Source organism: Nocardiopsis metallicus (genome assembly GCF_014201115.1).
Taxonomy (GTDB): Bacteria; Actinomycetota; Actinomycetes; order Streptosporangiales; family Streptosporangiaceae; genus Nocardiopsis; species Nocardiopsis metallicus.
Window position 1 is genome coordinate 1,498,273 of sequence record NZ_JACHDO010000001.1, and the last position, 23,296, is coordinate 1,521,568.

General features: G+C 71.8%; 13 protein-coding genes and 2 pseudogenes. 6 read left to right on the forward strand and 9 right to left on the reverse strand.

Translation table 11 applies throughout. The features are described from left to right. Positions 1-263: 263 nt before the first annotated feature. Positions 264-1,814, forward strand: a complete 1,551-nt coding sequence (locus tag HNR07_RS06260; RefSeq protein ID WP_184363094.1) for a PucR family transcriptional regulator — start codon at positions 264-266, stop codon at positions 1,812-1,814. A gap of 743 nt (positions 1,815-2,557) precedes the next feature. Further along, complete coding sequence (locus HNR07_RS06265; protein WP_184363097.1) at positions 2,558-3,865, forward strand: GAF domain-containing protein; 1,308 nt, start codon at positions 2,558-2,560, stop codon at positions 3,863-3,865. Positions 3,866-4,187: 322 nt separating this feature from the next. Here the strand turns inward: HNR07_RS06265 and HNR07_RS06270 are convergent, their stop codons facing one another. Next, the gene (locus tag HNR07_RS06270) at positions 4,188-4,841 is read right to left on the reverse strand and encodes a hypothetical protein (RefSeq protein WP_184363101.1); all 654 of its coding nucleotides are present in this window, start codon (positions 4,839-4,841) and stop codon (positions 4,188-4,190) included. A gap of 555 nt (positions 4,842-5,396) precedes the next feature. Here HNR07_RS06270 and HNR07_RS06275 point away from each other — a divergent pair. From HNR07_RS06275 to HNR07_RS06285, 3 genes are all read left to right on the forward strand, one after another. Further along, complete coding sequence (locus HNR07_RS06275; RefSeq protein ID WP_184371592.1) at positions 5,397-6,629, forward strand: aminotransferase-like domain-containing protein; 1,233 nt, start codon at positions 5,397-5,399, stop codon at positions 6,627-6,629. A 56-nt stretch (positions 6,630-6,685) separates the two neighbouring features. Continuing rightward, complete coding sequence (locus tag HNR07_RS06280; protein ID WP_184363103.1) at positions 6,686-7,636, forward strand: D-alanine--D-alanine ligase family protein; 951 nt, start codon at positions 6,686-6,688, stop codon at positions 7,634-7,636. Between the two features lie 166 nt (positions 7,637-7,802). Next, positions 7,803-10,022, forward strand: coding sequence for a molybdopterin-dependent oxidoreductase (locus HNR07_RS06285; protein WP_184363106.1), 2,220 nt, complete (start codon positions 7,803-7,805; stop codon positions 10,020-10,022). Positions 10,023-10,045: 23 nt separating this feature from the next. Here HNR07_RS06285 and HNR07_RS06290 read toward each other — a convergent pair whose 3' ends face one another. From HNR07_RS06290 to HNR07_RS06315, 6 genes and pseudogenes are all read right to left on the reverse strand, one after another. Further along, positions 10,046-10,759, reverse strand: coding sequence for a DUF4386 family protein (locus tag HNR07_RS06290; protein WP_184363109.1), 714 nt, complete (start codon positions 10,757-10,759; stop codon positions 10,046-10,048). A gap of 211 nt (positions 10,760-10,970) precedes the next feature. Beyond that, positions 10,971-11,978, reverse strand: coding sequence for an FAD binding domain-containing protein (locus tag HNR07_RS06295; protein ID WP_184371595.1), 1,008 nt, complete (start codon positions 11,976-11,978; stop codon positions 10,971-10,973). Between the two features lie 17 nt (positions 11,979-11,995). Beyond that, a pseudogene (locus HNR07_RS06300) lies at positions 11,996-13,699 on the reverse strand (xanthine dehydrogenase family protein molybdopterin-binding subunit); the annotation flags it as partial. Positions 13,700-13,734: 35 nt separating this feature from the next. Beyond that, positions 13,735-15,120, reverse strand: coding sequence for an IS30 family transposase (locus HNR07_RS06305; protein ID WP_449406846.1), 1,386 nt, complete (start codon positions 15,118-15,120; stop codon positions 13,735-13,737). Positions 15,121-15,174: 54 nt separating this feature from the next. Further along, positions 15,175-16,101: pseudogene (locus tag HNR07_RS06310) on the reverse strand (2Fe-2S iron-sulfur cluster-binding protein); the annotation flags it as partial. Positions 16,102-16,209: 108 nt separating this feature from the next. Continuing rightward, positions 16,210-18,180 (reverse strand): serine/threonine-protein kinase, encoded by a 1,971-nt coding sequence (locus HNR07_RS06315; RefSeq protein WP_184363112.1) that lies wholly within the window; start codon positions 18,178-18,180, stop codon positions 16,210-16,212. 157 nt (positions 18,181-18,337) lie between these two features. Between HNR07_RS06315 and HNR07_RS06320 the strand changes: the two genes are divergently transcribed. Then, complete coding sequence (locus tag HNR07_RS06320; RefSeq protein ID WP_184363115.1) at positions 18,338-19,555, forward strand: serine hydrolase domain-containing protein; 1,218 nt, start codon at positions 18,338-18,340, stop codon at positions 19,553-19,555. A 39-nt stretch (positions 19,556-19,594) separates the two neighbouring features. Here HNR07_RS06320 and HNR07_RS06325 read toward each other — a convergent pair whose 3' ends face one another. Both HNR07_RS06325 and HNR07_RS06330 read right to left on the reverse strand, forming a co-directional pair. Further along, positions 19,595-21,568, reverse strand: coding sequence for a serine/threonine-protein kinase (locus tag HNR07_RS06325; RefSeq protein ID WP_184363119.1), 1,974 nt, complete (start codon positions 21,566-21,568; stop codon positions 19,595-19,597). 216 nt (positions 21,569-21,784) lie between these two features. Beyond that, on the reverse strand, positions 21,785-23,227 hold the full coding sequence (locus tag HNR07_RS06330) for an NCS2 family permease (protein WP_184363123.1): 1,443 nt from the start codon (positions 23,225-23,227) through the stop codon (positions 21,785-21,787). Between the last annotated feature and the right edge of the window lie 69 nt (positions 23,228-23,296).

Below are 23,296 nucleotides of genomic sequence, written 5' to 3' on the forward strand. Positions count from 1 at the left end.
CTCCTTACGAGGGGAACGCGCTCGGGGGAGGGCGTGCGGACTGGGTGGTGGCCGACCGCGGCGACGTTGACGCAGGTCACAGTGCTTCGGTCAGCGTAAGCAGCCGATAAGCTCCGTTCCAGTGGCCGAACCGCACGAGTCGGCGCCGTTTTTTGGCCGAATCATCCACGAGGTGCGCCTGGCGTACCCGTGTACGCAATGTCCAGGACACGTAGTGGCAAGCGCGGGTTCAGCGGCGAAGCGATGGCGAGGCGGGGGAGAACATGGTCGACGGCACCGGCGGGGCGGACAGCCACGACGTACCCCTGAGCGTGGTCACCGGGCGCCGCGACCTCGCCCTGACCACCGTGGTCGCGGCGGGCGACCCGGCGATCACCTGGGCGGTGGCCAGCGAGATGGTCGAACCCGCCGCCTATCTGCGCGGCGGTGAACTCCTGCTCACCGCGGGCGTCAACCTGCCCGCCACCGCCGCCGGTGTGCGCGCGTACGTGGACTCCCTGGTGCGCACCGGGGTCGGCGCCATCGGCTTCGGGGTGGCGCCGGTGTACGACAGCATCCCCGAACGGCTCATCGAACAGTGCCACAGCCAGGGTCTGCCGCTGTTGGAGGTCCCCCAGACCACCCCCTTCGCCGCGGTCAGCCGCGCGGTCGGCGAGGAACTCGAGGAACGCCACCTGCGCGACGTGCGCCGCCTGGGCGAGGCCCACCAGGCACTGGCCCGCGCCGTCACCGCCACCGCACCCGTGCAACGGGTCCTGTCGGTGCTGGCCGACTCCCTCGGCGCCTGGGCCGTCCTGGAACCCTCCGACCCCGGTACCCCCGCCCACCGCACCACCGGAGCGCCCCGCTCCACCGACCCCGAACTGCGCCCCCTGATCGCCAAGCTCACCGACCCCGCCGGGCCGCGCGGCGCCAAGGCCCCCAGCGGTAGCGACGAGGTCTTCCTGCACACCGTCGGCGTTCCGCCCCAGGAACGCGGCGTGGTCCTGGTGGGCCGCCCCGAACCGCTCGGCATCACCGACCGCGCGGTCCTGCGCACCGCCACCGCCCTACTCGACCTGCTCTCCCGCACGGTCGAGGACGCCCCGCCGGTCCCGGGGCGGCTGCTCACCGGACTCCTCCTGGACGGCGGCCTGGACGAGGCGACCGCTCCCCTGCTCGCCGAACTCGCCGACACCCGCGGCCGGACCGGCGCGGCCGGCGCCTACCGCGTCCTGCGGGCCAGGCCGCTGACCCGGGACCGCCACACCGCCCCGGGCGACCTCCCCCTGGGCACCCACCTGGTCGACCGGGCCGCGACCGACACGGAGACGGATGCGGGGGAGGGCGTACGCGCCGTTCTCGCGGACCGGGGCGAACAGGTCCATCGCGAGCACCTGGACCTGCTCCGGGCCCACGGGTGGATCGCCGCGCTCAGCGAGCCCGTGCCCGCGCCGGAGCTGCCCGAGGCCGATCGCCGAGCGGCCGCCCTGCTGGTCCGCGCCCGCGCCTCGGGCGAACCTCTGCTGTGGAGCGAGGGCACCGACCCCTTCGCGGTCCTGCTGGACCCCGCCGGCACCAGCGGCCTCAGGCGCGAACTGCTGGGTCCGCTGGCCCGCGACACCGGGGCGGCCCGCACCCTGCGCGAGACGCTGCGCGTCTGGCTGGCCCGCCACGGGAACTGGGACCGTGCCGCCGCGGACCTGGGCGTGCACCGCAACAGTGTCCGCTACCGGATCGGCCGGATCGAACGGGACCTGGGGGTGGATCTGGCCGACGCCGAACAGCGCATGCGCCTGTGGTTCGCTCTCACCCGCGGCCCTGACCCGCACTGAAGCAGGACCCCGCTGACCGTTTCGCCCCTGAGGGTTCGCCCCTGAGGGGCGCCGATACCAGAGCCATCCCGCTCCGCGGTGCCGGTGGCTGCTACCGGCCACATCCATGTTCGCCCCGGGCACCCGTCGAATTCTGGGAACGCTGCACCACCAGGGACGCCGATCCCCACAGGAAACGGAAGGGCTCGCCGGAAAGACCTTCCGAAAAGAACGCTTCTCCCGGTTCTGTTGGCGCTGCCGAAGCCGAGGCAGGAAACTTGGGGACTCCGTGACGCGCATGTGATCTTGGGGGACCGGTAAAGGGATCCCGGCCCTGAGGGACCGGGCCTTCAACCCCTGTGGTGGAGGGCCGCCTTTGCCAGACCAGCCATCACCACGAGGAGGTGACCTCGATGGCTACGTTCCGCACAGCACTACAGACCCACCAAGCTGTGCTTCCTCAGCCCACCCGTCGCCCGCCACCGCCCTCCCGTCTCCCACCACCCTCAACAGACACGCTTCGCGTGCGGCGCTTGCCTCTTACGGACGCTCGCGGCGCGGTTCTTGTGCCGGTCCTGCGGCCGGGTCGCGGTTCGCGCCACCAAGCGCTTCGACATCACCACCGCCCAGGGCACCGTTCAGGGCATTGACCACCGGCATGTCCGGTTGCTTCAGCGGGCCGATGGCTATTCCTACACCGTCAGGAAGGAGAAGGGCGTTTCCCCTCGGTCCTGAGGGACCGGGTTTCCACGCCCGACAAAGCGATGACGTTTCCGCCGTTGGACACGGCTCTCCCCTCCGGGACGGACGCACGTGAACACGCCGTCCTGCTCCGCCGTGCTCACGACGCACAGCTCAGCGGGCGCCCCGCGCCCGCACCGCTGCGCCCGGTGATCGAGGACTCCTGGGGGAGGATGCGCGGCTTCGGCATCGACCCGGACAGCGCTCCGCCGCCCAAGGTGGCCCGGTTGGACGAGCTCCAGCGCTACCGGGACGCCTCACCGATCGCCGAGGTCCTGCCGCTGATCCGCCGCTCCCTGGTCTCGGTGGCCGACGAGGCCGAGCACATCATGCTGGTGACGGACGCCGCCGGGCAGGTTCTGTGGCGGGAAGGCTCCCATCGGATGCGTACGGTCGGCGACCGGGTAGGCCTGGTCGAGGGCGCCTACTGGAACGAGGGCAGTACCGGTACCAACGCCATCGGGACCGCGCTCGTGGTGGGACGGCCGGTCCAGGTCTACTCGGCCGAGCACTACGTGCGGAACCTGCACACCCTCACCTGTGCCTGCGCCCCCGTGCACGACCCCCGGGACGGGCGGCTGCTCGGCGCCATCGACGTCACCGGCCCGGTCTCCACCATCCACCCGGCGACCCTGGCCCTGGTCAGCGCGGTCGCCCAGCTGGCCGAGGCACACCTGCAGGGCATCCACCACACCCATCTGGAGCGGCTGCGCTCGGTGGCCGCGCCGCTGCTCGCCGGGCTCACCCGGCCCGCCCTGGTCGTGGACGACAACGGCTGGACCGCGGCCGCCGTCCACATGGAAGCGGTCCGGCGTGTCCTGCTGCCCAAGCAGTGCGAGAGCGGGACCACCTGGATTCCGGCGCTGGGGGAGTGTGCCCTGGAACCGCTGCCCGGCGGCTGGTTGGTCCGGCCCCGACCCGAGGAACAGGCCGCGCCCTCCACCGTGACCCTGGACCTGGCCCGCCCCGGTGCGGCCTCGGTGACGGTTGCCGGGGACAGCGGGGAGTGGGTCCAGCACCTGTCCCCGCGCCACACCGAACTCCTCCTGCTGCTGGCGGTACACCGGGGCGGGCGTTCGGCGGTACAGCTGTCCCGCGACGTGTTCGGCTCCGACAAGCACGTGGTGACCGTGCGGGCGGAGTTGTCCCGGGTCCGGCGCAACCTGGGCGGGGTGATCGAGAGCCGCCCCTACCGGTTCTCCGACGAAGTGCGGGTGCGGGTCCTGGCCCCCGAGTCACCGCTGAACCTGCTGCCCGGTTCACTGGCGCCAGGAGTGCGGGCTCTGCGGGACCGTACGCGCGCAGAGGACCTGTTCGATTTCACTGGGTGATGACATCGCAACCTGTTGCAACCGTTGCCGCTCTGGCCTGGATGGGATCAACTGGTGCTGCGCGGCCCGCCTACCGGTGGGCGGCCTCCGGGCAAGAGAGGGCACGGCGGCTGCTCACCGGTGCGGGACGCGTCCGCGACCTTCGCGCCTTGAGGGGGGTGACGGGGGATGAGAGCGGACGCGTCCGCGGGCTGGTGCCCCGTGAGGATCGGGGGAACCTCCGGGGCCATCGCGCGCACGACGGTACGGCCCGAAGACACTGACGCCTTCGGGCCGTACCGTTGCCCGCTCGGCCGGTCGGCCCGCACCCGTGGCCGGTTGGTCAGTCCGTGTCGGCGGCAGACTCCGGGGGTTCGTCGTCCTGGCCCCCGGGTGACTCCGGCTCGGCGGGCCCGGCGTTGACCGGGGAGCACTGGAAGCAGTTCATGGTGAAGACCTCCTCCTCCCCGACCAGCCCGGTGAAGGCGCCGCGCAGGCTGTCGTCGCCCACCTCGCGTCCGGCCAGGGCCTCGCGCAGCAGCTGACCCTCGAAGCGCAGTTCCTCACCGTCGCGGCTGTGTCCGGTGCAGAGCACGGCCAGTCGGCCGCCGCGCTCCTCCTGTGTGTCCTCGCCGGGGCCGTCCTCGCGGTGACCGTCCGCGTCGGTATCGTCCGCGACCGGATCCTGCCCGGCTTCGGTCCCGCCCGCGGTCACCGACTCCTCCCCGCCTTCGGCCAGCTCCTCCGAGGACGCGTCGCCGGAAACCGCGGTACAGGTGAGCGGGGCCGCCACTGGGTGCCCCTTGCGGGCGAAGGCGCGTTCGGCGCCGGGGCGCAGGATCGTCACCGACAGCGCGTCGGCGGCGAGCTCCAGCTCCAGCAATGCGGCGTCGACCTCCTCCTCGGGCGCCCCGTCGGCCGTGCACGAGGTGAGCGAGACGCACAGCAGCAGTGCCAGTGAGGCGGTGGCGGTGACGGTGGTCGAGCGGACTCCCATGACTTCCCCCTCGGGATGGTGGTGTCGCCGTGCACGGCGAACGCGGGTCCACTGCCCCAACGTCCTGGATGACCTCTAAGTAACCAATGTCCGACTCGGGGTTAAAGAGTGAAAAGTGAGTCATGTTCTGGTCATCCATGTGTGAGTCGGAACACCTGGCTGGGTACCGTGCCCGGTGGGGCCTCGGGGTGCCCAGGGTGTTCGGCGGAGCGGGGACGGGAGGGTAAGCCCTGCTGAAGCGCGCGAACACAGCCACTGGGCTACACTCGGGGCATTTCCCGAACCGTGCTCTGGCATGGTTCACACAGACCGAACGCAGCACCGGACTCCTCACACGGCCCAGCCGAACCAGGAGAGTCCGGTGAACCAGGGGACCGCTCGAAGCGTCGAACCAGGCATCAACGATGATCCTGGATCATCCCGCGCCGACGGCCCCACAGACCGTCCTTCCTTCGGAGGTGGATCGTGTCCGCTGACCACCGAGAGCAGCAGCCCAGTCAACAGGGTTCGCGTATCGACCCGCACGTCGGCCGTTACGCACTCCGAGCAAAGGGCATGGTCGCATCGGAGGTCAGGGCACTCTTCGCGGTCGCGTCCCGGCCGGAGATCGTCTCCCTGGCGGGCGGTATGCCCAACGTCGCCGCCCTGCCCCTGGAACAGCTCGGCGACCTGGTCAAGGACGTCGTCTCCGAGGAGGGCGCCACCGCCCTCCAGTACGGGTCGGCCCAGGGCGACCCCGTCCTGCGCGAACAGATCTGCGACTACATGACGCTCGAGGGCGTCCACGCCAGCCCCGAGGACGTCATCGTCACCGTCGGCTCCCAGCAGGCCCTGGACCTGCTCACCCGGGTCTTCGTCGACCCCGGCGACGTCGTCCTCACCGAGGCGCCCACCTACGTCACCGCGATCAACACCTTCGCCGCCTTCCAGGCCGACATCCGCCACGTCGGCCTGGACGAGCAGGGCGTCATCCCCGAGGAGCTGGAGGAGGCGCTGGTCCGCGCCGAACTGGACGGGAAGCCGGCCAAGTTCTTCTACACGATCCCCAACTTCCAGAACCCCGCGGGCATCACCATGACCGCCGAGCGCCGCGCCCAGGTCATGGAGGCCTGCGAGCGCCACGACGTGCTCGTGATCGAGGACAACCCCTACGGGCTGCTCCGCTACGACGGCGAGGCCGAGCCCACCCTGTACTCCCAGGGCAACGGCAACGTCATCTACCTCGGCTCGCTCTCCAAGACCCTCTCCCCGGGCCTGCGCATCGGCTGGGCCCTGGCCCCCTCGGCCGTGCGCGCCAAGCTGGTCCTGGCCGCGGAGTCGGCGATGCTCAGCCACTCCACGTTCAACCAGCTCGTGGTCCGCCGCTATCTGAACACCTTCCCCTGGAAGGAACAGATCAAGGCGTTCAACTCCATGTACAGCGAGCGCCGCGACGCGATGCTCGGATCCCTGGCGGCGATGATGCCCGACGGGTGCACCTGGACCAAACCCGAGGGCGGGTTCTTCGTCTGGGCCACCCTGCCCGAGGGCATCGACGCCAAGGCCATGCTGCCGCGCGCCGTCAACGAGCGCGTGGCCTACGTGCCAGGTACCGGCTTCTACGCCGACGGTCGCGGCCGGGACAGCATGCGCCTGAGCTTCTGCTACCCCACCCCCGAACAGATCCGCGAGGGCGTACGCCGCCTCGTGGCCGCGATCGAGGGGGAGATCGATCTGCGCGACACGTTCGGTAGCACCATCGCCCCGCCCACCGAAGGCAGCCAGGCACCCACCCCTGACCTGCCCTGACATTCCCTCGTAAGGGCAAACGCACCATGACAGCAGTACAGAAGGAGGTTCGCGCCGTGGCTGACCTTGACCGGGTTCTCGTTCTCGCCGGAGGCCTGTCCCCCGAACACGAGGTGAGCGTCCACTCCGGCCGCAGCGTCGCCGAGGCCTTGCGCCGACTCGGCGTCGAGGTGCAGGTCACGGATGTCGACTCCGGTCTGTTGAACCGCCTCGCCGCCGACCCGCCCCAGGTGGTCTTCCCCGTCCTGCACGGGTCCGCCGGTGAGGACGGCGCGATCCGCGAGGTCCTGGAACTGGTCGGGGTGCCCTACGTGGGTGCCCGTCCCGACTCCTGCCGCCTCGCCTACACCAAGCCCGCCGCCAAGGCGCTGCTGGCCGAGAAGGGCGTACGCGTGCCGCGCGGCGCCACCCTGCCCAAGTCGGCCTTCCACGACCTGGGCGCCCCGGCGCTGCTGGACCGCCTCGCGGACCGGCTCGGCCTGCCGCTGTTCGTCAAGCCCGACCGCGGCGGATCGGCCTTCGGCGCGACCCCGGTGGCCTCGGTCAGCGACCTTTCCGCCGCCCTGGTCTCCTGCTTCGCCTACAGCGACTCCGCGCTCGTGGAGGAGCAGGTGCAGGGCACCGAACTGGCCATCGGCGTCCTGGACACCGGCGACGGCCCCGTGGCCCTGCCGCCGGTGGAGATCGTCCCGGACGGCGGGGTCTACGACTACGCGGCCCGCTACACCGCCGGTCGCACCGAGTTCTTCTGCCCGGCCCGCCTGGACGAGTCCGTGGCCGCGGCCGCCACCGAGGTGGCCCTGACCGCCCACCGCACCCTGGGACTGCGCGACTTCTCCCGGACCGACATCATCGTCGACGCCGACGGCGAGGCCATTTTCCTGGAGACCAACGTCGCCCCCGGCCTGACCGAGACCTCCACGTTCCCGATGGCCGCCGCGGCCGCGGGGCTGGACTTCGCGGTCGTGTGCCGCGAGCTCGCCCACCAGGCCTACCTGCGCGGCTGAGCGCCGCCCCGCAACGGCAGGACCAGCGGCACCGGCGGGAGCCGGTGCCGCTGGTCCCCCTCTTCTCCGCCGACCCGTCCGACAAGGGACCCGGCCTGCTGGAAGGAAGGTGCGAAGGGTAGGATCCATCACAAACCGACTGTTCGGTATGTGAAAGGTCTCCCTCATGCAAACGGCCCTGCGGATCTGCCCGCTGTGCGAGGCCACCTGCGGCCTCACCCTGACCATCGACGCGGGACGGCTCACCGGTGCGCGCGGCGATCGCCAGGACGTGTTCAGCGCGGGGTTCGTCTGCCCCAAGGGCGCCACCCTCCCCGCTCTGGACAACGACCCCGACCGGCTGCGGCGGCCCATGATCCGCGACGGAGAGCACTGGCGCGAGGTGGACTGGCCCGAGGCATTCGCCGCCGTCGACGCCGGGCTCACCGGAGCGGTCGAACGGCACGGCCGCCAGGCCGTGGCCAGTTACCTGGGCAACCCGAACGTGCACACACTGGCAGGACAGCTCTACTCGGGTCTGCTGGCGCGCACCATCGGCAGTACCAACGTCTACAGCGCCAGCACGGTCGACCAGATGCCCAAGCACGTCTCCTGCGGGCTGATGTTCGGCGATCCGTTCGCCATCCCCGTTCCCGACCTGGACCGCACCGACCACCTGCTGATGCTCGGCGCCAATCCACTGGAGTCCAACGGCAGCCTGTGCACCGCCCCGGACTTCCCCGGCAGACTCAAGGCACTGCGTGCCAGGGGAGGCCGTCTGGTCGTGGTCGACCCCCGGCGCACCCGGACCGCCGACCTCGCCGACGAGCACGTCCCCGTGCGCCCTGGCGGGGACGCCTTCCTGCTCTTCGCCATGGTGCACACCCTGCTGTCCGAGAACCTCGCCGACCTCGGAAGGCTCGCGGAGCACACCCGCGGCCTCGACGAACTCCGCGCACTGGCCGGGGACTTCGCTCCTGAGATCGTCGCCCCGGTGTGCGGGATCGAGGCCGAGCACATCCGCGCCCTGGCCCGGGACCTGGCAGCGGCACCGGCCGCCGCGGTCTACGGGCGCCTGGGAACGACCGCCGTCCAGTTCGGCACACTGACCAGTTGGCTGGTGGACGTGCTCAACCTGCTCACCGGGAACCTGGACCGGCCCGGCGGGGCGATGTTCCCCCAACCCGCGCACCGCGGTCCCGTCTCCAACCGCAGCCGCCCCTTCCAGATCGGGCGCTGGCACAGCCGGGTGCGGAACCTGCCCGAGGCCAAGGGCGAGTTCCCCGCCGTGACCCTGGTGGACGAGATCGCCACCCCCGGCCCCGGGCAGGTCAGGGCCCTGGTCACCGTCGCCGGAAACCCGGTGCTGTCCACCCCGGGCGGAGAGCGCCTCGCCGAGGTGCTGCCGGACCTGGAGTTCATGGTGAGCGTGGACCCCTACCTCAACGAGACCACACGCCACGCGCACGTCATCCTGCCGCCCGCACCGCCCAGCCGCTCCAGCCACTTCGATCTGGCCTTCAACGAGCTGGCGGTACGCAACAACGTCCGATACTCGCCTCCGGCCCTGCCGCTGGGCGAAGGAGAGGCCGACGAGGGCGAGATTCTGCGCCGCCTCGTGCAGATCGCCGCCGGGCAGGGGCCCCACGCCGACCCCGACGCCGTCGACGAGGCCGAGATCGCACGACTGCTGTCCCGAGCCGTGGCCGACCCGAACTCCCCCGTGCACGGGCGAGACCCCGCCGAACTGGCGGACCGCCTGCACCCCGGCGGCTGGGCCGAACGCCGCGTCGACCTGTTCCTGCGCCTGGGCGCCTACGGCGACGGCTTCGGGGCCCGCCCCGGGGGCCTGTCCCTGCGTTCCCTGCTGGACGCGCCGCACGGCATCGATCTCGGAGCGCTGCGCCCGCGCGTGCCCGCTGTCCTGGCCACCGCCTCCGGCCGCGTCGAGATCTGCCCGCCGCCGATCGCCGGGGACGTCGCCCGGCTGCGGGCCGGACTCGCCGAACGCCGCGAGTCCCTGGTGCTGGTGGGACGGCGGCACCTGCGCTCCAACAACAGCTGGGGACACAACGTGCCCCGGCTGAACGGAGGCAGCAACACCTGCACCCTGCACGTGCACCCCCAGGACGCGGCCCGCCTGGGTCTGCCGGACGGTGTGACGGCCACGGTGCGCAGCGGCGCGGGCGCCGTCGAAGCCGTCGTGGAACACACCGACACCGTCGCACCGGGAGTGGTGAGCCTGCCGCACGGTTGGGGACACGGGGTACGGGGCACCCGGTTGTCGGTCGCCGCCCGGAACCCGGGCGTGAACGTCAACGCCGTCACGGACCCCTCCCTGGTGGACCCGCTTTCCGGCAACGCCGTCCTGAACGGAGTCCCGGTCTCGGTGACCGCCTCGGAGTGAGGGACCGGGCGGAGGTTCGGTACTCAGGTTCCGCCCGGGTGCCCGGCGGTCGACGAGGCGGCCTCCACCCGAGGCGCCCGGGCCAGCACCACGATCCCCGCGGCGAGGAGCCAGACCAGCAAGGTCAGGAACCCGAGTGCCCAGACGAAGAAGAACGGCCACAGGAGCGCCATCAGGGGCGTGAGCACCAACAACCCGCCGGCGGCCAGGGCGACCCTGCCCAGCCACCGGGGAGTGAGGTCGCTTCCCCCGGACAGGGCATACCCGAAGGCAGCCACCGCCGCTCCCAGCAGCGTCCACCCGAGGAGCCAGGTCGCCCAGTGCAGGGTGCTCAGAACCACGACCGTCCCCAGCAGGTACTCGCTGCCGGCAGACACCAGGCCGCCTTCGGCGTACTCCGCGGCGGCCGTGACCATCCCCATGCCCACCATGCCCTGCAGAGCCGCGACCAGGCCGCTCAGCACCAGCATCAGCAGACCGACCAGACCCAGCCCCGGTGAGGACCGCCGGACCAGCGTGAACAACCCCGCCCCGGTGAGCGCGGCGACCACGACCGTCGACACCTGGACCGCCTGGGCCACCACGATCAACGGCACCCTGTCGTGGACGGCCACCACTTCCGAGGAGAAGGCGTCGGCCGTCCCGGCCTCCGTTCCTGGGTCGGCGAACGTCGTTCCCACCAACAGCACCAGGGCCAGCACCAACAAGCCCGCACCCGTCCACCGTGTCGTGCCCATCGTCGTCTCCCGCGCGCCGAAGCTGGGGACCCCAGTGTCAAAAACCCCGTTGAACTGGGATGACACCCCTACCGACAATCCGATCGTACTCCTGCGGCCATGACCGGACGAGAGCATGGCCGGTAGAGGACACAGCACGCCGGGGCGGGTGGGCCGCCACGCCACGGCGGCCCACCCGGCCCTACCCCGGATCACGCGCTCCGAGCCCGTGTCACCGGTTCGGAGCGTCCAGGGACCGTTCGATTACACCCCGTACGGTCGCCCGGAGCAAGGGGACCTTGTACCCGGTGGCGGGCAACGGGGAGCAGATTTCGGCGAGAGCGTCCAACGCCTTCGCCACCGCCGTACCCGGATCCCGGCCCGGAACCGAACCCACCAGGGCCCGCTCCACCCCGGTGAGCCGCAGCGGGGTACGGGCCACCCCGCCCACCGCCACCCAGGCCCGGGCGACCGGGCCGGTGCCGCCGTCGGCACACTCCAGCCGGGCCACCGCCTCCACCAGCGGCCACTCCGCGCGCGAACGCCCCGCCGCGCGCAGGTGGGCCGCCCGTTCCCCGGCCACGGGGGCGGGCAGGCCGACCGAGACCAGCAGATCCCGGGTGCCGAGCACGTGGTCACGGGTGGGGTCAGCACCCTCGTACAGCTCCGCCACCCCTCTTTCGGTCTCCGTATCCGAATCCCGCCCGGAGCCGTGCCGGACCCGCACGGTCGCGTCGTAGGCCAGCAGCGCGACCGCCAGCGACGACGGGTGCGGGGCCACGCACGGCCCCTGGTCCACGACCACACCGCGCAGGTGGTCACCGGTGCGGGAGGGGCACGAGTCACCCCCGGTCTGGAAGCAGTCGAAGGCGGGATTGCGCAGGTAGGAACAGCGGTTGCGCTGCAACAGGTTGCCGCCCACCGTGGCCGTACCCCGGATCTGCGGGGTGGCCAGCGCCCGCGCCGCGACGGACAGCCCCGGGTAGGCCCCGACCAGGCCGGGGTCGGAGGCCAGCTCGGCGACGGTGGTCATCGCGCCGATGCGCGCCGCGCCGTCCCCGGCCCATCGCACTCCACGCAGTTCGGGCACGTGCAGCAGATCCACCAGCGGGCCGGGCGCGAGCGCGCCGACCTCCAGGCAGGCGGCCAGGTCCGTACCCCCGGCGCGGGGGCGCGCACCGCCCCCGGACAGTTCCCGGGCCGCCTCGGCGGCGCTCGTGGGACGGGCGACGGTCAACATGGGCTGTGGCGCCGCGGTCAACGCTGGCCCCCCTTCGGTCGGTTGGAGCTGATCAGTCGGTCCGGGCGGAGCGGAAGGTCGTGCGGGCGCCGGCCGGTGGCGTCGTACACGGCGTTGCCCAGGGCCGCCGCCACACCCACCACCGACACCTCTCCCAGGCCGACCCCGCCGCCCACGACGTGCTCGAACCCCTCCTCGTGGAAGTACACCTCGGTCTCGGGCACGTCGCCCATCCCCGGGATGCGGTAGTCCTCCAGGTTGTCCGACAGCACCACCCCGGTGGCGAGGTCGTCGCGCCGCTCCTCGAAGAGCGCGTAGCCCACGCCCTGCACCACCGCGCCCTCGCACTGGTTGCGGGCCAACCGCTCGTTGTAGACGCGCCCGGCGGCGATCCCCGCCCAGCAGCGGGTGGGCCGCACCCGGCCGAGCAGGGTGTCCACCTCCACCTCCATCACGTGGACGGCGCCGCTCATACCGCGCCCGACGGCCAGGTCGTCCATGTTCGGGGTCAGCTGACCCCAGCGGTCCGAACGGCGCTCACCGACCACGCTCACGCCCTCGGCGGCGGCCAGCGCCTCCTTGAACACGTGCTCGGGGACGGGACCCGCGGCGGGCACGTCGGGGGAGAGCTCGCGCAGGGCCTCGCGCAGCCGGTCGGCGGCGTCGGCGGCGGCCGGGCCCATGGAGGTGGTGGTGCGGCTGCCGAAGGAACCGGTCCCGTGCACCGAGGAGCTCTGCCCGATCTCCACCCGCAGGTCCGTGGCGTTCACCCCGAAGCGGTCGGCGACCACCTCGCCGAGCAGGGTCCGGATACCGGTGCCGATGTCCTGGGTGGCCGAGCGCACCACCAGGGCGCCGCCCTCCACCACCAGCTCGACCCGGGCGTCGGGCGCCAGCAGGTAGGGCCAGCCCGCTGCGGCCAGCCCCACCCCGCGCCGGAACCGGCCGGTGCGCCCGCCGCGCGGACGGTCCCGCCACAGCGCGAGGTCGGCGACCCGCTCGTACAGGGCCTGCCGCTTGGGGTTGCCGTCCCAGCGGCGTCGCAGGGTCAGCGGGTCCTCGCCGAGCCGCTCGGCCATGGTGTCCACCGCCTGCTCCAGGGCCCAGGCCATCGGCGGCCCGCCGGGCCCGCGCATGGGCTCACCCGGCGGCCGGTTGGTCACCACGTCGAAGTCGCGCACCCGGCGCGGCGAGCGGCCGTACATCAGCGCGGCCAGCACGGCGGCGTTGGAACCCACCGAAACCCCGCCGTCGCCGTGGGAGTCCACGCTCATCGCCCGTAGGGAACCGTCCTGACCGGCCAGTAGCGCCACCCGGGTGCGGGTCCCGGGCCGGTGCCCGGCGTCGGTCAGCTCCTCGGCCCGCTCCAGGCCCACCCGCACCGGGGTGCCGGTCAGCCGGGACAGCTCCACGGCGGCCACGACGTCCGCGGACAGCGAGTTCTTGGCCCCGAACCCGCCGCCGACGTACTCGGTCACCAGGTGGACCCGCTCCCGGGGCAGGTCCCAGCGCTTGGCCGCCTTGGCGGCGATCTTGCTGACCGACTGTGTGGACACGTACAGGTGCAGGTCGCCCCGCTCCCACCGAGCCACGCTCACATGCGGCTCCAGCGGGCTGTGCACCTGGGTGGCGGTGGTGTACTCCTCGGCCACCAGCAGCGGGTCCCGTCGGCGGGAGGCCGCCCGCAGCCGGGCCACGGCGGTGGGCCCGCGCCAGCTGAGGGTGGATTCAAGGGGTCATCGCAACACCTCGTTGATCACACGAGTGTATGCAAACGCTCGGCTGGAGTTTTCCAGCCGAGCGTTTTGCGTGGCCGACCGTTCAGCTTCTGAGCCACGTGCTCCAGGTCCAGCGGGCCGTGCACCGACAGATCGGTGCCCTTGGGAAAGTACTGGCGCAACAGCCCGTTGGTGTTCTCGTTCGACCCGCGCTGCCAGGGCGAGGCCGGGTCGCAGAAGAACACCGGCACCCCCGTATCCACCGAGAACCTTCTGTGACCGGCCATCTCGCTGCCCTGGTCCCAGGTCAAGGACCCGCGCAGATGCTCGGGCAGCGTCTGGACCAGAGCGCTCAGAACGCCTCCCACCGCCTCGGCGGTGTGCTCGCCGGGCAGGTGCCCGAGCATCACATACCTGCTCGACCGCTCGACCAAGGTGATGATCGCGGACTTGTTATGCGCCCCCGTGATCAAATCGCCCTCCCAATGCCCTGGAACAGCACGGTCTTCGACCTCGGCGGGGCGCTCGCTGATCATCACCATCGGATCAACGAACCGGCTCTGCCTGTGCTCGGAGGAACGGCGGGGCTTGCGTCGGATGCGTCCGGTGCGCAGCGCGGCGGCGACCTCGCGTTTGAGCCCGCCCCGGGCCTGGACGTAGAGCGCCTGGTAGATCGTTTCGTGGCTCACACGCATGTCCTGGTCATCAGGATGGTCCTCAACGATCCGGTTGCTGATCTGCTCGGGGGACCATTGTTCCTCCAACCCTTGGGCGACGTAGTCGCGCAAGGGGCCGGGGCAGGCGAGCTTGGCGGGTTTGGGACGCGCCCGCTGTGCGATGGCCCGGCGTTGGGCCGTATAGGCGCCGTAGGAGCCGTCCTGGCCACGGTGGTGGTCGAGTTCACGCTTGATCGTCGAGGCGGGTCGCCCCAGGTCGCGGCCGATCGCTCGCAGGCTCCACCCGGCCCGGTGAAGGTCAGCGATCCTCTCCCGCTCGTGCAGGGTCAAAAAGCGTGGATGCACCTGCCGTTCGAGTGCGTCCAACGCTGGTTGGGGGCTGGTCATGGGCTCTATGGTGGTCTGTCCGGTGGAGTAGTTCACCCGGCGGCCATCGGCATAGATCCTTGAGTTGCCGGACTTGCGTACCCCGCGGTCCCAGTCTTTGGCGGTGCGCTCGTTGATCCCGACCCGCCGGGCGGCCTCTCGGCGGGGCACAGCGCTCTGACGCAGGCGGTGGTACTCGTCTCGTGCTGGGTGGCGGCGCTGCTGGCGCCTGGAGCGTAGTCCGGCTTTGCGTGCCCAGGTGAACGCGGTGTTGGGGTTGATACCGAGCTTTCGGGCTACCTCGGTGACGTTCCCGGACTCGGTCATCAGCTCCAGGAACCGCTCCCGCAGCCGGGCCAGTTCTTGCTTGGAAAACGACACGGTGGTCGCAACCTCCCCAAAGTCAGGGTGTTGCGACCACCACTAGAACCCAAGGAGCACCCCGGGGCCGCGCACGTTGCCGTTCCAGGGCGCCGCGGGAGTGGGCGCCTCACCGTAGGTGGGCGCGGCGGCGCGCTCCTCCTTGGTGGGGTAGAGCACGGGGGCGCCCGGGGCGCGGGCCGCCTCGGGGTCGGTCACCGCGGGCAGAGGTTCGAGGTCCACCCGCACCGCCCCGGCCAGCTCCCGGGCCGCCGCCCGGGTGGGCGCGGCCACCGCGGCGATCGGTTGCCCGACGTAGCGCACCACACGGTCCTCACCGAGCAGGTCCACCAGCGGCGGTGCGGCCCCGCCGGGGCCGGGGTCGACGCTCACCTTGAGTACGCGGGCGTGCGGCACGGTGGAACGCACGATCACGCCCTCCCAGGTGCCGGGCGGGGCGAAGTCCGCGCTGAACCGGGCGCTCCCGGTCACCTTGGCGGGGGCGTCGGCGCGCGGCGGGGCCTGGTCGGGTTCGGTGTCGAACTCACCGGCGCAGGCGGCGGCCACGGCCGAGAAGATCCCCTCGTAGGCGCCGCAGCGGCACAGGTGACCGGCCAGGGCGTCGGCGATCTCGCCGCGCCCGGGGCGGGTGTCCCCGTGTTCGGCGCGCCAGGCGTCCACGAACACCGAGGCCTCCACGGCGAAGCCGGGCGTGCAGTAGCCGCACTGGAGGCCGTCATGGGCGGCCAGGGCACGCTGCGCGGGATGGGCGCCGTCCAGCCCCTCGACGGTGGTCACGGAGCGACCGGCCAGGTGGTCGGCGGGCAGCAGACAGGAGGCGGTGGGCGCTCCGTCCACCAGGATCGTGCAGGCCCCGCACACCCCGGAGCCGCAGGCGACCTTGGTGCCGGTCAGCCCGAGCCGGTCGCGCAGGTGGTCGGCGGCGCTGAGGCCTGGGGCGTCGGGTGCGGGGGAGGGTGCGCCGTTGACGCGCGTGTCCATGGGCGGCTTCCTGGGTGGAGGTGGAAGTTGTCATTGACAACTTACGGTTCCGGAAAGCCCAGTGTCAAAGGTTTTCCCGTGGGCCGGTACTCGTTCCCGGTACCGGTGTCACCTGCCGAACGCGCTCTGGTACGACAAGTCCAGCTGAGCCTGGGCATGCTCCAACTGCTCGGTGAGCCGCAGCACCGTGGCCTGCACACCGTCCGCCTCGACCACCACCCACTCCGGCGGCCTGCGTCTGCGCCAGCCGCGTAGCGACCAGGAAACCACCTGTTGCAGGACCAGGGGCGCCAGCACCAACCCCCACAACAGTTCGTCGGGCGTGTTCGCTTCGCTCAGGTTCAGCAGGGACGACAGAGTCAGTCCCACCACCAGGGCGACCACCACGGACATGGCCTCCCGGGTTCCAGCCCGCCCGAAGCGGCGCAGCTCCTCCAGCCGAGGACGGGTCAGAGCCTCTCGTTCGCTCAGTTCGGTCAGGGCCAGGGACACCTGGATATGGACCGCCTCCACCCCGGCGGCCTCGGCCGGGTCTCCCGACACCTTCGTCGCGGGGGCCAGCTCGGCCCACCGCCCCACCACGTGACTGGAGCGACGCATGCGCCCGCGCCACAGCTGGGGGGCGAGCAGCGCGGTCAACAGCTGGCCCATGAGCCCCGCTGAGGTCGGATCCACCGGGCCTGATCCGATCCAGTCCAGCCCGCTCAGCCAGGGGTTGTACCTCTGGGCCGCGCGCTCGGCGCTCCTGGCCGCGGTACCCAGGTCAGAGGCGAACTCGCGGTACCCCTGGCAGGGGAACCCATGACAGTCGTGACCGGGTTCGGAGCAGTGGTGCCCGGACAGCGCTTCGACCACCTCGACGGTCACCCCCTCCTCGAGGAAGAGGCCCTGCGCCGCTCGGATCCGGCCGGTCAACGCGGTCAGGGTCATGTCCCGGCCGCGGAGCAGCGGGGGCAGGTCCGGGCGCAGCCGCGCCAGCAGCCGCACCAGAGCCAGCTCGGGGTCGGCCCGGGCGTCGGCGGCCACCAGGGACCCGGCCTGTTCCCGACCGTGCAGGTCGATCAGCCACGAACCCAGCACCCGGCACTGCCGGGGCTGGGCCAGGAACGCCACCGCTGCCCCCCAGCGCTCACGCATCGCCTCGGCAAGCTCGTCCGGGTCGGAGAAACCGGAACCGTCGAACCACAGCGGCGGACCACCCGCCGTCCGGGCCGTTACCGGCGCCGGTACCAGTTTCGCAACCGGAGCTGGCGAGACCGCCTGTGTTACGGCCGGAGCTTCGGACGCACCGGTGAGTAGGTCGATGAGCTCCCGCGCACCGGGGCGTTCCTCGGGCTCCTTGCTCAGACAGCGCTCCACGATCCCGCGCAGCCGGTCGGGCAGGGCCGAACAGTCCGGGGTGTCGACCAGGACGCTCTTGACCAGCGCCCGCTGGCTTCCGGCGCCGAAGACCGGCCGCCCGGTGGCGGCGTAGACCATCACCGCGCCCCAGGCGTACACGTCCAGGGCCGGGGTCAGCCGCGCCCCGTCCTCCAACTGCTCCGGGGCCATGTACTGCAGGGTTCCGATCACCGCGCTGGCGGTCAGGGAGGTGGCCTCCTCGAAGGGCCGCGCGATCCCGAAGTCGATCACCCGCGGACCGTCGGCGGCCAGCATGATGTTGCCCGGCTTCAGGTCGCGGTGCACCACCCCGGCCGCGTGGATCGCCGAGAGAGCCGTGGCCGTGGACACTGCCAACCGGTCCAGGTCAGTCCCCGTCCTGGGTCCGTTCTCCCGCACGTCCTGGGAGAGCGTGGGCCCGTCGACGAGCTCGCTGACGATCCACGGCTGTGCCGCCTTGGGGTCGGCGTCCAGAACCTGGGCCACACAGAACGGTCTGACCCGCCGGGCCGCCTCGACCTCGCGGGCGAACAGGTCGAAGAACCGCGGGTCGGTGCCGGGTCCGACGTGCAGCAGTTTGACCGCGACCCGCCTGCCCCGGGCGTCCTCACCGAGGTGGACCGAGCCGAAACCGCCCCGGCCGACCTCCTTGAGCAGACGGTAGCCGCCGACCTCGACGGGCGCGGATGTGGGGGACACGGGGCCTCTTCCTTGTGTTTTCCGGCGGGGCCCGGGGGTGGGCCCGCCCTGTGGGACGTACGTGCGTCCCGTCGGGTTTTACCTGCCCTGGGTTACCCTGGGCACCGCTGACGCTACTTCTTCCTCCTCCCCCTTCCCAAAGGACCCCGAGGATCTCATGCACGTCGCCTTACAGCCCCGCGTTCACGGCTGGACAGAACCGGCCTTCGCGCCCGTCCGCGAGGCCTTCCAACGCAACTTCACCGAACACGGTGAGCTGGGCGCCGCCGTGGCCGTCCACCATCGCGGCCGACTGGTGGTGGACCTGTGGGCGGGGGTACGCGACCAGAGCACCGGCGCCCCCTGGGAGTCGGACACCCTGGCCATCGTCTTCTCCGCCACCAAGGGCGTGACCTCGATGGTCCTGGCGCACGCCCACTCCCGCGGGCTGTTCTGCTACGAACGCCCGGTCGCCGACTACTGGCCCGAGTTCGCCCAGCACGGCAAGGAACACGTCACCGTCCGCGAACTCCTCTCCCACCGCGCGGGCCTGCCCTACCTGGACTCCGAACTCAGCCCCGCCCTGCTGGCCGACCACGACCGCCTCGCCGACGCCCTGGCCGCCCAGCCGCCGGCCTGGGCACCGGGCACCCGGCACGGCTATCACAGCGTGACCATCGGCCTGTACGCGGGCGAACTGCTCCGGCGGGTGGACGGGCGCACCGTCGGTACCTACCTCGCCGAGGAACTGGCCGGGCCGCTGGGCCTGGACCTTCACGTGGGGCTGCCCGAGGACATCGACCCCGACCGGCTGGCCCCGATGGCCGGGGGCACCTGGCGCGACCTGGCCGCCGACCCCACCGCCGTGCCCCTGGGACACGTACTGGCCCGCTCCCTGCCCTGGACCACCGCCGCCCGCACCTTCGCCAACCCACCGCTGAAGTCCGCCAACCAGCTGGCCGGGCCGGACTACCGGTCCGTGGAACTGCCGCACGGCAACGGGTTCGCCACCGCCCGCTCCTTGGCCGTGCTCTACGGCGAGTTCGCCCAGGGCTCACCGGTGCTCGGGGTGGGCCAGGACAGCCTGCGCGCCCTGGAGGAGCAGCCCACCGAGCCCTCCGGCGGTGAGCGCGACGTCAACCTCAAGGTGCGCACCCGCTACTCGCTGGGCCTGTGGAAGCCCTTCCCCGGATGGCGGTTCGGCAGTGACGGCCGCGCCTACGGCACACCCGGCGCAGGTGGCTCCTTCGGGTTCGCCGACCCGGCCACCGGGACCGGGTACGGGTACGTGCCCAACCGGATGGGTCTGCGGATCTGGGATGACCCGCGCGACGTCAACCTGCGCGAGGCCCTGGCCGACTGCCTGCGGTCCGCGACGAACGACAGCTCCGCCTGAACCCGCGGGGCCCGCCGGCCGCGCGGCGTGCAGGAGAGGTCACTCGGTCTCCGCGCCGCCCTCTGGATGCGGGTCCGCGCCTCCGTCGCCACCGCTCTCGTCCGTGCCGGCGCCGTTACCAGCACCGCCGCCACCGCCGCCGTTACCGCCCTCGCCACCGTGACCGCCGTCGCCGCCACCGGCACCCTCGGGCTCGCAGGCCTGCGGGTCGTAGTCGCACACGTCAGGCTCGACCGGTGCGCAGCCGGGGGCGTGCGGATCGGTGTGGCAGTCCACCTCGGGAGGCGTCCACTCCGTTTCGGGGGGAGTCCATTCCGTCGGGACGCCCTCCTCTCCCACGGGGTCCTCGGTTCCGCCTCCGTCGCCTCCGGCCGGCTCCTCCTCCCGGACCTCGGGCTCCTGCCCTTGTTCCGGTTCGGTGACCGGCTCCGCGGGTTCGCTGGCGGGTACGGAACGGGCGGGCTCCACCTGGTTCGGTGCTCCCTGCCCGGTGGCCCAGATCAGCAGCGCGCCGAGCAGCCCCAGGAACGCCACGGCACCCACGGTGAGCAGCCCCGCCTTCGAACGCCGCCGAGCACGGCTCCGCCCGCCCGGGCCCGGGGAGGGGTGCGGCGGTACCTCCGGGACGGTGCCGCCCACGGGCGGGTAGTCGCCGGTCTGCTCCCCGGCCCCGGCGGTGCCCTCTCCCGGAAGCGTGCCCCGTACGTCCGGTGCGGTGCTGTCCGTGGGCGGGTAGTCGCCGGTCTGCCACGGAGCGCCGGTGTTCTCCCTGAACCCGGCTGCTCCGATGCCCTCACCCGGGAGCGGGCCTCGCGCGTCTGGAGCGACGCCGCCCCTGCCCGGGAGCGGGTTCCGAGCGAACGAAGCGGGGTTGTCCGTGGGCGGGTAGTCGCCGGTCTGCCACGGAGCACCGGTCTGTTCTTCGCCCGTGCCTCCGAAAGCGCCCGAGTGGATAGCGCCCACGCCCGGTTCCCGGCTCTGGGCGGGGACCGTGTTGGCTGGCGGTAGGGGCGGGGGAGCCTGGGCGGGGACACCGGCCACGGGCGTGTCCACGGACACCTCCGAAGCCGCCGGGTCGGTCGATCCCCACGCGCCGCCCCTCTGCGAGGGCACGTAGCCCGCGACCGGCAGGACGCGGATGCGGGCGGTGCCCTGGACCACGGTCGCGGACGCCTGTTCCAGCACGGTGGTCGGCTCCGTCTTCGAGGCCGTCGGGACGCGTCCGATCAGGCGGTCCAGGACCTCCACCGCGGTGGGCCGGTCCGCCGGGTCCTTGGCCAGGCAGTGCTCCAGTACGGGCAGCAGCCGCTCGGGCACGCCGGTCAGGTCAGGTGGGTCCGAGAGCACCTTGTCGATCACGGCCACGGTGGTCTCGCCGGGGAAGGCGTGTCGGCCCGAGGCCGCGTAGGCCATCACGGCGGCCCAGGAGAACATGTCGCCGGAGGCCGCGGCCGCGTCGCCGCGGATCTGTTCCGGTGACATGTAGGCGGGGGTGCCGGTCACCGCAGTGGTCTGGTGGGTGGCGTCGGTGAAGCGCGCGATACCGAAGTCGATGACCCGCGGTCCGTCCGGTCCCAGGATGACGTTGCCGGGTTTGAGGTCGCGGTGGACGACCCCGGCCTCGTGGACGGCGGCCAGCGCGGTGACGGTGGCGATCGCCAGTCGGTCCAGCGCGGCTCCGGTCCGAGGCCCTTCATCCGTGACCGCGGTGCGCAGGGTGGGGCCGGGAACGTACTCGCTGGCGATGTAGGGAACGTCGGCGTCCATGTCCGCGGCCAGGACCGCCGCGGTGCAGAAGGGGGCGACCTTGCGTGCCGCCGACAGCTCCCGGGCGAAGCGCTCGCGCTGGCGCTGGTCGTCGTCCCAGAGCCCGGCGAGCACCTTGATCGCGGCGGGGGACCCGTCCTCCCCGTGCCCGAGGTAGACGACCCCCTGCCCTCCGCTGTCGATCCGAGCGGCCAGGGTGAACGGGCCGATCTGTTCCGGGTCGGTACTGGTCAGAGGAGTGGTCATGGTTGCGCCCCATCGGGAGGGAGTCGCCGGTTGCGTGCTCCGTCATGGACTATGACGCCGCGGGGGACAGGAACGGGCCTTGCCTACAGGTAAGATTCTCCTCCTTTTTTCCCGACAGGAGGGGAGGCCGAAGGACAAATGTGTGCAATCGGCCTCCCCTGGCTGTCACCTGCGAGTGAAGGAACTGCAAACCCGGTGCCGGTGACGACCCTTGCTCTACAATCCGAAGGCGTGCATCGCGAAGTGGAAGGCGAACACCGCGCTCAGGATCCACATCAGCCAGCCGACCTCGCGGAAGCGGCCCTGCGCCGACTTGATGAGGGTGTGCGCGATGATCCCGATCCCGATTCCGCTGGCGATGTCGTAGGCGAACGGCATGATCGCGATGGTCAGGAACGCGGGGATGGCCACCGAGACGTCCGTCCAGGCGATCTGACCCACGTGCATCATCATCATGGCGCCCACCAGCACCATCGCCACGGACGCCGCCTCGGCGGGCACCATGCCGAAGACCGGGGCGAAGAAGATCGCGCTCAGGAACAGCAGGCCGGTCACCACGCTGGCCAGGCCGGTTCGCGCCCCCTCGCTCACCCCCGCGGTGGACTCCACGAACACCAGTGTCGCCGAGGAGCTGGTCAGACCGCCGGTCACCGCACCGGCGCCGTCGGTGACCAGGATCTGGTTGACCCGGGGCATCTGCCCGTTCTCGTCGGCGATGTTGGCCTTGGTGCCGATCGCCAGGATGGTGCCCAGCGCGTCGAAGAACCCGGCCAGCACCAGCGTGAACAGGATGACCCCGGCCGTGGTGGGTCCCGCGCTCGTCCAGGCGCCGAACAGGTCCACCTGGAACAGCAGGCCGAAGTCGGGTGTGGCCACCGGGCTGGAGGGCAGTTCGGGGACGCCGCCGCCCCAGGCCCCGGCGTCCAGCCGGAACACGAAGTGCAGGGTCACCGCGAGCACGGTCGCGCCGATGATCCCGTAGAAGATCGCGCCGGGCACGTTGCGGGCCAGCAGTACGCTGGCCAGGACCAGCCCGGCCACGAACACCAGGATCGGCCAGCCGTTGAGGTGCCCGCCGCCGCCTTCGGCGCCGAGCTGCAGCAGGCTGCCGCCCTCGCTGGCACTGACGAACCCGGCGTTGGCCAGGCCGATCAGTGACACGAACATGCCGATACCGACGCCGATGGCCAGCTTGAGGTTGTGCGGAAGCGCGTTCATCACCGCGGTGCGCACGCCGGTGACCACCATCAGGATGATGGCGATGCCCTGCCAGATGACCAGGCCCATCACCTCGGGCCAGGACATCACCGGGGCCGCCTGGTAGGCGACCACCGCCATCACGCCCAGGGCCGCGGCGCAGGCGATCGGGGCGCGGCCGACCACGCCCATCATGATGGTGACCAGCCCGGCGGCCAGGGCGGTCATCGTGGTCAGTTGGCCGGCGGAGAGGTGGTCGCCGTTCACGTCGGCCACGCCGCTGAGGATGATCGGGTTCAGGACGATGATGTAGGCCATCGCCATGAAGGTGGTCAGGCCGCCGCGGATCTCCCGCCCGAAGGTGGAGTTCCGCTCGCTGATGAAGAAGAAGCGGTCGAGCCAGGATCGATCCGTACCGGCCTGCGGCCGCGGCCGCGAACCGGTGTCGTTGAGTTTGGTCACGTCCCCTCCTGGAGGGATATGAGCACGGCGAATATCGCCATGTGTGGGGGGTTTGCTACTTTGCGTAGT

What these genes read in the sequence shown, in the direction of transcription:
- HNR07_RS06275 (WP_184371592.1), top strand. Translation starts at nt 5,397, where the DNA reads ATGGTCGCATCGGAGGTCAGGGCACTCTTCGCGGTCGCGTCCCGGCCG.
- HNR07_RS06325 (WP_184363119.1), bottom strand. Translation starts at nt 21,568, where the DNA reads ATGACCACTCCTCTGACCAGTACCGACCCGGAACAGATCGGCCCGTTC.
- HNR07_RS06285 (WP_184363106.1), top strand. Translation starts at nt 7,803, where the DNA reads ATGCAAACGGCCCTGCGGATCTGCCCGCTGTGCGAGGCCACCTGCGGC.
- HNR07_RS06295 (WP_184371595.1), bottom strand. Translation starts at nt 11,978, where the DNA reads ATGTTGACCGTCGCCCGTCCCACGAGCGCCGCCGAGGCGGCCCGGGAA.
- HNR07_RS06270 (WP_184363101.1), bottom strand. Translation starts at nt 4,841, where the DNA reads ATGGGAGTCCGCTCGACCACCGTCACCGCCACCGCCTCACTGGCACTG.
- HNR07_RS06320 (WP_184363115.1), top strand. Translation starts at nt 18,338, where the DNA reads ATGCACGTCGCCTTACAGCCCCGCGTTCACGGCTGGACAGAACCGGCC.
- HNR07_RS06290 (WP_184363109.1), bottom strand. Translation starts at nt 10,759, where the DNA reads ATGGGCACGACACGGTGGACGGGTGCGGGCTTGTTGGTGCTGGCCCTG.
- HNR07_RS06265 (WP_184363097.1), top strand. Translation starts at nt 2,558, where the DNA reads ATGACGTTTCCGCCGTTGGACACGGCTCTCCCCTCCGGGACGGACGCA.
- HNR07_RS06260 (WP_184363094.1), top strand. Translation starts at nt 264, where the DNA reads ATGGTCGACGGCACCGGCGGGGCGGACAGCCACGACGTACCCCTGAGC.